Below are 7657 nucleotides of genomic sequence, written 5' to 3'. Positions count from 1 at the left end.
ACCTCACACGGCGGCGTGGAGGGGGCGGGACCGTCCCCCAGGCCAAGTGGACACCCGGCACCACCGGGGCACGGGCACCACGACCGCCCGGCCGGGCTGGTGGGAAGTCTGCGCACCCCGGCGGAGGTGTCCTGGGCGCTGAAGGACATCGCGGGGTCGGTGGGTATGGCCGCCTGGTTCCTGCTGCTCGTGCTGCTGCTGGAGAAGGCCTTCCCCTCGCAGTTGGCGGAGAACGCGCTCGGCCGCTGGTGGCGCCGGCGCCGTGCGGAGCGGTCGGCGCGGACGAGCACGGCGCGGTTGCCGGGCTGGGTGCGGATGGGGTGCTTCGCGCTGCTCGGTGGGGCGCTCGTCGTCTGGGCCGATGCCACGGCCCACTGGAGCGGGCCCACCGTGGCGAAGGTGCTGGGAGCGGCGGTGGGCACCCTGCTGGTCCTGGTGACGTACGAGAAGACGAAGGACTCGCTGCTGCGCCCCGGGCGCGGCGGTATACGGGCCGAGCTGAGGGTGGTTCCGGCCGGTCTGGTCCTCGCGGCCCTGATGGCGGCGCTCTCGCGCGGCCTGGCGTTCCCCGTCCCGTATGTGTACGGCCTGGTGGCGGTCTACATGGTGCTCGGTACCGCGCCTCCCGCACCGAGCCCCACGCCTCACACCATGCCGAAGGGACAGGCGGTGCTGATCGGCGGCATCTGTGTCCTGAGCGCCTCCCTGCTGGTGTGGATCCTCGGTACACCGCTGATCGAGGCGGGCCGTACGGCCGCGCCCGACAGCGCGCGCCACGCGCTCGCGTACACGGTCGGGCTGATGGTCGTCGGGGGTATCGAGGTCGTGGTGTTCGGGATGCTGCCGCTGTCCGGCATGGACGGACGCGTCCTCAAGAGCTGGAGCAAACCGGCGTGGTACGGCCTGTATCTGGTCGCCCTGACGTTGTTCTTCCACGTCCTGCTGAACTCCGTACACCCCGGCCTCGGCCCGGGATTCGTGGTGTCGAAGGATCTGCGCTGGTGCACCCTGGCCATCGCGACCGCCCTGTTCCTGGCGGCCTGGGCGTTCTCGCTGGGCCTGCGCAGGCACGTGGCGCGGCTGGAACGCACGGCGGCGGCGGTGGGCTGAGTACCGGAGCGGTGGCGTGTGCGGCGCGGATGAGCGGTCCGCCGGGCGGCTGCGTCCCCCGCTGGGGGTAACGGCGACGGTCACGGGTTGACGGCCTGTCGCGAGCCGGGAGCCGGGTGTCCGTCGCTGTGGCGGGCGGTGTGCGGCCTGGTTGCAGAAGGGGTGCGCGGCCGAGAGGGGGCGTCCGCAGGCTGCCGAATTGACATAAGTGGTGGTTACGGAAATGTCCTGAATTCGTAAAGAACGTCGGGTCGGCGGGCCTTGATCGCTTCGGCGGGCCAGAGTGTGGCTCCTCGGCACCAGCCGGGAACCTGGCCCGCCCCGTCACCGGTCCGAACAGAACCCGGTCCGGGGCTTGTCCTTGAGAGAGCACGCACATGACTGCTTCGCGCACCAGCCGCCGTATCCTCGCCACCGCGCTCGCCGCAGGCACCCTGATCGGTGCCGCCGCGCTGCCCGCCGCGGCGGACAGCCACCACCGGCACGCCGACCGTTCCACCGTGGTCATCGGCAAGGTGCAGTACAACAGCCCCGGCCGTGACGACCGTTCGAACCGGAGCCTGAACGGCGAGTGGGTGGAGGTCATGAACACCGGACGCCACGCCGTGAACCTGCGCGGATTCACCCTCACCGCAAGCGACGGCGCCCGCTACCGGTTCCACGGCCTGCGCCTGGAGGGCCACTCGGCGGTCAAGGTCCACACGGGCATGGGCCGCGACACCAGCCGTGACGTCTACCAGGACCGCCACAACTACGTCTGGGACAACCACCGCGACACGGCCACCCTGCGCAACGACAGCGGCCGTATCCTCGACACCGCCATGTGGGGGCGCGCCCACCACATGGGTACCCGGCACCACTGACGCCGGTCGGTGACCGTCCCCGCGAGGGACGGTTCACCGCCCGCACCTCGGATCCTCGCGCGGCGCGTCCCGCGGCCCCATCGGCCGCCAGGCGCGCCGCGCTCCGTTTCCCCGGCCGCCGAGTGGCGGTGGCCTCATCTCGGGATGCGGCGTATGCGTACAACTGCACGGGAATGGCTGGCGGTTGTATACGCGTGAGACGCCTGATGCGCAGTTCGTCATCGTCTTCCAGGAGGACGCGCGTACACCGCACTCGCACTAGCCTCACTCACTCAGACCGAACGTTTTACGGGGAGTGAGAACACATGAACGACAAGGTGAAGAGGCTGGGCGGCGTGGCTTCGGCGGTGGGTCTGCTGGCGGCCGGTGTGATGCTGGGTGCCGCTCCGTCGGCGAGCGCGGCCGTCGGGCCCACGGGGTGCAGCGCGTATGTGTCGCACACCAACGACCACGTGGCCGTGGGCTGGTGTTCGCACGGCAACGGCACCTGGTACGTGCAGGCCAAGTGCGGCGGCCCCGGACGGGTGAACGGCCCGTACAAGGGGGACCAGGGCTACCGCAAGCTCGGCACGGAGAAGGCGTCGACGCTCAACTGCGGCTCGTCCGGCTACCCGCTGGAGATGAAGGTCGTCGACATCAAGCCGTGACGTGACGGACCGCGCGTGACGGACCCCACGTGACGGAATCTGCCTGAAGGAGCCCCGTGCGTGCCGCGATTCGGCGGCCCGTACGGGGCTCTGTCTGTGTGTCCCCATGGGTCTGGTAGACCGTGCCGTCCGTCGTCACCGCCTTGATCCAGGCGTCGTTTCCCTGGGCGTTGATGGAGATCCCGCAGACGTGGTCGGGGTAGTCGGGGTTGTCGTCGTCGGTCAGGTCGGTCCAGGTTTCGGGGGTGCCGTGTGCCCGCGGAGCCGCAAACACGCCGGTCAGCCGCCGGATCGGGCCAGTCGCACCATTCCGATGGATCAGTTCGGCCTCATCCCAGCCGCTCGATCGCGACCATCGCGGCGTCGTCCCCCAGGCAGCGTCCGGGCACATGGGCGAGCAGGTCGTCGCAGAGATGGCGGAGCAGGGCGCGGGGGGTGTGAGGGCCGGTGGCCGCCCAGGCGCCCACCCGTTCGGCCAGCGGGTAGAACGCTCCCGCGCCGTCGCGGGCCTCGATCACGCCGTCCGTGTAGAGCAGCAGGATGTCGCCCGTCTCGAAGGCGAAGGTCTCCGCCGTGAAGACGTACTCCCCGGGCCCCTCGGACCCGGCGAGCTCCGAGAGGCCGAGCGGCGGCGCCGGCCGGGCGACGTCGAGGGGGAGGACCCGGCCACCGCGCAGGATCAGGGGCGGCGGGTGTCCGCAGTTGACCAGGCTCAGCGTCTGGTGGTCGTCGGGTACGTCGAGGACCGCCGCGGTGATGAACGCCTCGCCCGGGGCGTCGGCGTCGGCCCTGTCGGCATCGTCCCTGTCGGCGGCGGCGCCGTCCCCGGCGCCTTCCTCACCTTCCTCGGCGCCCGCCTCGTCCGGCTCCGGGCCGACGGCGCCCTCCAGATAGGCCACCAGTCCGCACAGCTCGTTCTCCTGGTGTGCCGAGGCCCGGAAGGCGCCCAGGACGACGGCCGCGTCCCCCACGGCCTCCAGCCCCTTGCCGCGTACGTCGCCGATGAGCAGCCGGGTGCCATGGGAGGTACGGGCGGCGGCGTAGAGGTCGCCGCCGATCTGCGCCTCGGCCTCCGCGGCCAGGTACACCGACGCCATCCGCAAGGGGCCGAGCCGCTCCCGCAGGGGCCGCAGCACCACCTGCTGCGCGGCCTCGGCCACCAGGCGCAGTTGGACGAGCTCCCTCTCGTGCACCTCGCGCAGATGGGCGAAGAGCGTCACGAGCACCGAGATCAGAGCGAGTGAGATGATCTGGAAGGAGTGGTTGAGGTCGGTGACGCTGCCGCGCAGCATCGCCACCCCCACCTGGGCGGCGACGGCGACAGCACCGACGAGACCCGTGGTCCTCGGCCCGGCGAAGGACGCCGTCAGGGCGGGCGGGGCCGCCAGGAAGGGCCCGAGGTGGACATCGGGCGGAGCCTCGACGTCCGCCACGCTGATGATCGCGATGAGCGCGAACGGCGTGGCGAGCAGTGCGCGGCGCAGCCGGTGGGACGGGTGGCGGCGTGCGAGCAGTGCCCGAAGATCCATCCCCCCTGCATACACCGCGGGGCGGCCGGGGCGCCCCAGGCCCGGCCGACACCGTACGGCTGCCTCACACCGTAGGCCCTGGTGGGAGCGGCCCCTCCGGGCGCCCGCATGGGCACGGACGGGCTGGGTGCGGGCGGTGACGCGGCCCGGTGAAGGAGCCCGTACGGGTTGCTCCGGGCGGTGGCCCGGTGACCCCTCTCCGCTCAGGTTCGTCGCGGTTCTCCCCGGTTCTCCCCGGTCCTCACCTCCGGTCGCGTGAAGTCCCCTTACTGGCCTTGACAGTTGACGGGGCTGCGGAAAGGATCACGCAGGGGAGGGGTTGCCGTGACGGAGCATGTGCTGGTGTTCGGGGCCGGGGGAGGTGTACCGGCCCGCATGCGCGCGTACGGTGAGTCGGCCGGACAGAAGGTCACCACGTCCGTCCTGTGCTGGCCCGGACACCTCGCGGCGATGGACGACACCGAGGACCACGGCCGGATCGTCGTCCTGAGCCCGGACGCCTCCGACGAGGAGTGGATCGCGATGGCCCGAGCCGTCGACGCCGTCGAGCCGGTGACCCGGATCGGCTGCCTCTCCGACGACTGCCGGCCCCAGGCCGCGCTGGTCGCCCTGGTACTGGGCCTCGACTGGCACACCCCCGAGATCGTCGAACTCCTCATGGACAGGCACGCGCTGGGGCGGCGGCTCGCACGGGCCGGTGTGCAGGCCGAGGCGGATACGGCCCTGGGACACACCGATGCCCGCTACTGCGTGGAGGCGTTCTCGGAGCGGGGCGAACACGTGGTCGTCGCCATCAACCCCGCGTGCTCCCAACCCGTCGCCCCGCCCGCACCGCTGCAGCCCGCGCAGGCGGATGCGGTCACCCGGCACGTCGCCGCCGCGCTGGACGCGCTGGGCGTGGAGTTCGGGCCCACCCACACCGAAGTCGTCCTCACCGGTCACGGGCCGCATGTCACCGCCACGCATCTGCGCACCGGCGGCGGCACACGCGCGGACGTGGTCGCCGAAGCGACGGGCGGGGTTGACCTGACCGAGTGGCAACTCCGGCAGATCCTCGGCGAGAAGGTGCTGCCCGGTATCCGTGCCGCCCTGGACGCCCCGGACCGGGCCGGGCGGCCCGGCACGGTGACACCGCCCCTCACAGCCGCCCAGGCCGACGAGTTGAGGGGCAGTCCGATTGCCCCTCGCCATACCCGGTGATATCCCACCGGGTATGGAATGTCTCGTCACACCACGGCTCGTCCTCCACCCGATGAGCGTCGAGGAGGCGCTGGCGCTGACCGCGGACGAGCCGGCCGCGAACACCCACTGGGCACCCGGGTATCCCACCGAGGCCGACACCGCCGGGGCCCTGCGCTACCTGGAGACCTACGAGGGCCGAGGGGACCCGCGGCCGTTCGGTGCGTACGAGATCCTCCGGCGCGAGGACGGCCACGTCATAGGCGGTCTGGGCTTCCACGGGGCACCCGACCTCGACGGGACCGTCACCATCGGCTACGGCCTGGTGCCCTCGGTCCGGGGCAGGGGCTACGCCACCGAAGCCCTGCGCGCGCTGCTGCACTTCGCCCGCGCCCGGGGCATCACCCGGGTGAAGGGCGACACGGCCCACACCAACATCGCCTCCCAGCGGGTGATGACCGCGGCCGGTATGCGCCTCGTCGCGGAGGACGAGTGGCTGAAGTACTACGCGGTGGAGTGGACGCAGGACCTGTGACCCGCCGACGGGGGACTGTCGCTACGCGTCCTTCCCCTCCAGGAACGATGTCACCGTCCGCGTGAAACCGGACGGGTCGTCCAGCCACGGGTAGTGGCCCGCGCCCGGCTGCACGGTGAGCCGGGCGTCGCGGAACAGCGCGGCGATCCTCTCCGCGACCCGGGGCCGCGGCCCGCTGTCCAGTTCCCCCGTGAGCAGCAGGACCGGTGCGTGGAGTGTCTCCATGACGGCGCGTGCGGCGGCGGGCGAGAAGGCGTCGGGCGACGCGTACGCTTCCGCGGCCCCGGCGTTGGTCTGCTCCACCTCGGCCGCGGAGTGCGCTTCGGCAGCGGCGTCCCAACGGCCGTGGAAGAACGGGGCGACGGCGTCCCAGTCGGCGTCCGTGTCCGATCCGGCCCAGATCCGCTCGTAGGCGTCGTGCGCGGGGCCGAACCACGGTTCGGCCGCGCGCAGGGCCGCCGCCTCCCGCCGGTGCTCCTCGGTGAAGTCGATACCGAGGGCCCGCGCGCGGGCGGTGACCAGGGTGAGCGTACGGACGCGGTGCGGATGGCGGGCCGCGTACAGCAGGGCGAGATCGCCGCCCGCCGAGTGCGCGAGGAGGTCGACCCGGTCGAGGCCGAGATGGGCGCGCAGGGCCTCGACGTCCGCCACCTGCCGGTCGCAGCGGTACGTCGCCGGGTCGGCGGGAACGCCCGAATCACCGGTCCCGCGCAGATCCAGCAGGATCAGCCGGCGCCGCGCCGAGAGCCCGCCGAGGTCCCCGAGGTAGGCCGAGGCGCGCATCGGCCCGCCCGGCACACAGAGCAGCGGCTCGCCCTCGCCGCGTACGTGGTAGGCGAGTCGGGTCCCGTCGGGAGCGGTGAAGGCAGGCATGGGGGCCATCCTCACGGCCCCGCGACGATCATGGCAAGGGAGTTCTCCCGGCCCCGGTGGGGCTACTGCTGCCCCGCGTACAGCAGATCCACATTCCGCTCCGCCCAGTCGCGCATGTGCGCCAGCGGTTCGGCCGCGCTGCGGCCCAGCTCGGTCAGGGCGTACTCGACGTGCGGGGGCACGGCCGGGTAGACCGTGCGCGACACCAGTCCCGCGTCCTCCAGGCGGCGCAGCGTCTGGGTGAGCACCTTGGGGCTGACCCCCTGGAGGACGCGCTGGAGTGCGCCGAACCGTACGGGACCGTCCTCCATGGCGCCGATCGCCAGCGCGCTCCACTTGTTGGCCAGCAGCTCCAGCACGTTCCGGCAGGGGCACAGGGCCGCGTAGACGTCGTGCTTGTCGTGGCTGCCGGTGTCGCAGTTGGTGCTCATGGGGCGGTTCCTCCGCGCGGGGGCGCGATCGAGTCGATGCTATCCAAAAGATAGTAGGTGCCCTTGCAGGTTACTACTACCCCTCCCATAGCGTGACCGCATCGTTCACCGCGCGGGCGCAGTCGCCCGCATTCGAGGAGTCAGCCATGTCCCACCCCACCCCCACGATGCGCACCGTCACCCAGTCCGGCTTCGGCGGCCCCGAGGTCCTGGAGGTCACCGAGGCGACCCGGCCCGCGCCCCTGCCGACCGAGGTCCTGGTGCGGGTCGTCTCCGCCGGGGTCAACCCCGTCGATGTGAAGACGCGCGAGGGCCACGGTATGGCGGGCGTCCTCGGGGAGCCGCCGTTCGTCCTCGGCTGGGACGTCGCCGGGGTGGTCGAGGAGGTCGGCTTCGGCGTGCACACCCTGGAGGTGGGGGACGAGGTGTACGGCATGCCGTGGTTCCCCCGCGCCGCCGGTGGCTACGGCGAGTACGTCACCGCCCCCGC

The 7657-nt window shown here is 72.1% G+C and carries 10 protein-coding genes; 6 read left to right on the top strand and 4 right to left on the bottom strand.

Annotation, left to right across the window (positions count from 1 at the left end):
* From ACJA3G_RS24710 to ACJA3G_RS24700, 3 genes are all read left to right on the top strand, one after another.
* Window positions 1-1110 (top strand): FGLLP motif-containing membrane protein (locus ACJA3G_RS24710; protein WP_406555240.1); only part of this gene is annotated, 1110 nt, incomplete at its 5' end.
* Window positions 1111-1487: 377 nt separating this feature from the next.
* Entirely contained in the window at window positions 1488-1973 is a 486-nt protein-coding gene (locus tag ACJA3G_RS24705) for a lamin tail domain-containing protein (protein WP_406555239.1), read from the top strand.
* 305 nt (window positions 1974-2278) lie between these two features.
* Complete coding sequence (locus tag ACJA3G_RS24700) at window positions 2279-2620, top strand: hypothetical protein (protein WP_406555238.1); 342 nt, start codon at window positions 2279-2281, stop codon at window positions 2618-2620.
* On the opposite strand, the gene ACJA3G_RS24695 is transcribed toward ACJA3G_RS24700, so the two are convergent.
* Both ACJA3G_RS24695 and ACJA3G_RS24690 read right to left on the bottom strand, forming a co-directional pair.
* Window positions 2610-2894, bottom strand: a complete 285-nt coding sequence (locus ACJA3G_RS24695; protein WP_406555237.1) for a hypothetical protein — start codon at window positions 2892-2894, stop codon at window positions 2610-2612. The genes ACJA3G_RS24700 and ACJA3G_RS24695 overlap by 11 nt on opposite strands.
* Before the next feature lie 55 nt (window positions 2895-2949).
* Window positions 2950-4149: a PP2C family protein-serine/threonine phosphatase gene (locus tag ACJA3G_RS24690; RefSeq protein ID WP_406555236.1), complete on the bottom strand. Its 1200-nt coding sequence runs from the start codon at window positions 4147-4149 to the stop codon at window positions 2950-2952.
* A 324-nt stretch (window positions 4150-4473) separates the two neighbouring features.
* Here ACJA3G_RS24690 and ACJA3G_RS24685 point away from each other — a divergent pair, with 324 nt between their 5' ends.
* Both ACJA3G_RS24685 and ACJA3G_RS24680 read left to right on the top strand, forming a co-directional pair.
* Entirely contained in the window at window positions 4474-5349 is an 876-nt protein-coding gene (locus ACJA3G_RS24685) for a hypothetical protein (RefSeq protein ID WP_406555235.1), read from the top strand.
* Between the two features lie 13 nt (window positions 5350-5362).
* Window positions 5363-5863 (top strand): GNAT family N-acetyltransferase, encoded by a 501-nt coding sequence (locus ACJA3G_RS24680; RefSeq protein ID WP_406555234.1) that lies wholly within the window; start codon window positions 5363-5365, stop codon window positions 5861-5863.
* A 21-nt stretch (window positions 5864-5884) separates the two neighbouring features.
* Here the strand turns inward: ACJA3G_RS24680 and ACJA3G_RS24675 are convergent, their stop codons facing one another.
* The gene (locus ACJA3G_RS24675) at window positions 5885-6736 is read right to left on the bottom strand and encodes an alpha/beta fold hydrolase (RefSeq protein WP_406555233.1); all 852 of its coding nucleotides are present in this window, start codon (window positions 6734-6736) and stop codon (window positions 5885-5887) included.
* A 62-nt stretch (window positions 6737-6798) separates the two neighbouring features.
* Window positions 6799-7167 (bottom strand): winged helix-turn-helix transcriptional regulator, encoded by a 369-nt coding sequence (locus ACJA3G_RS24670; protein ID WP_406555232.1) that lies wholly within the window; start codon window positions 7165-7167, stop codon window positions 6799-6801.
* A gap of 146 nt (window positions 7168-7313) precedes the next feature.
* Between ACJA3G_RS24670 and ACJA3G_RS24665 the strand changes: the two genes are divergently transcribed.
* Window positions 7314-7657 (top strand): alcohol dehydrogenase catalytic domain-containing protein (locus ACJA3G_RS24665; protein WP_406555231.1); only part of this gene is annotated, 344 nt, incomplete at its 3' end.

The sequence above is a fragment of the Streptomyces sp. YS-3 genome, assembly GCF_045257485.1.
Lineage (GTDB): Bacteria > Actinomycetota > Actinomycetes > Streptomycetales > Streptomycetaceae > Streptomyces.
This window is presented reverse-complemented; position numbering and strand designations above follow the sequence as displayed.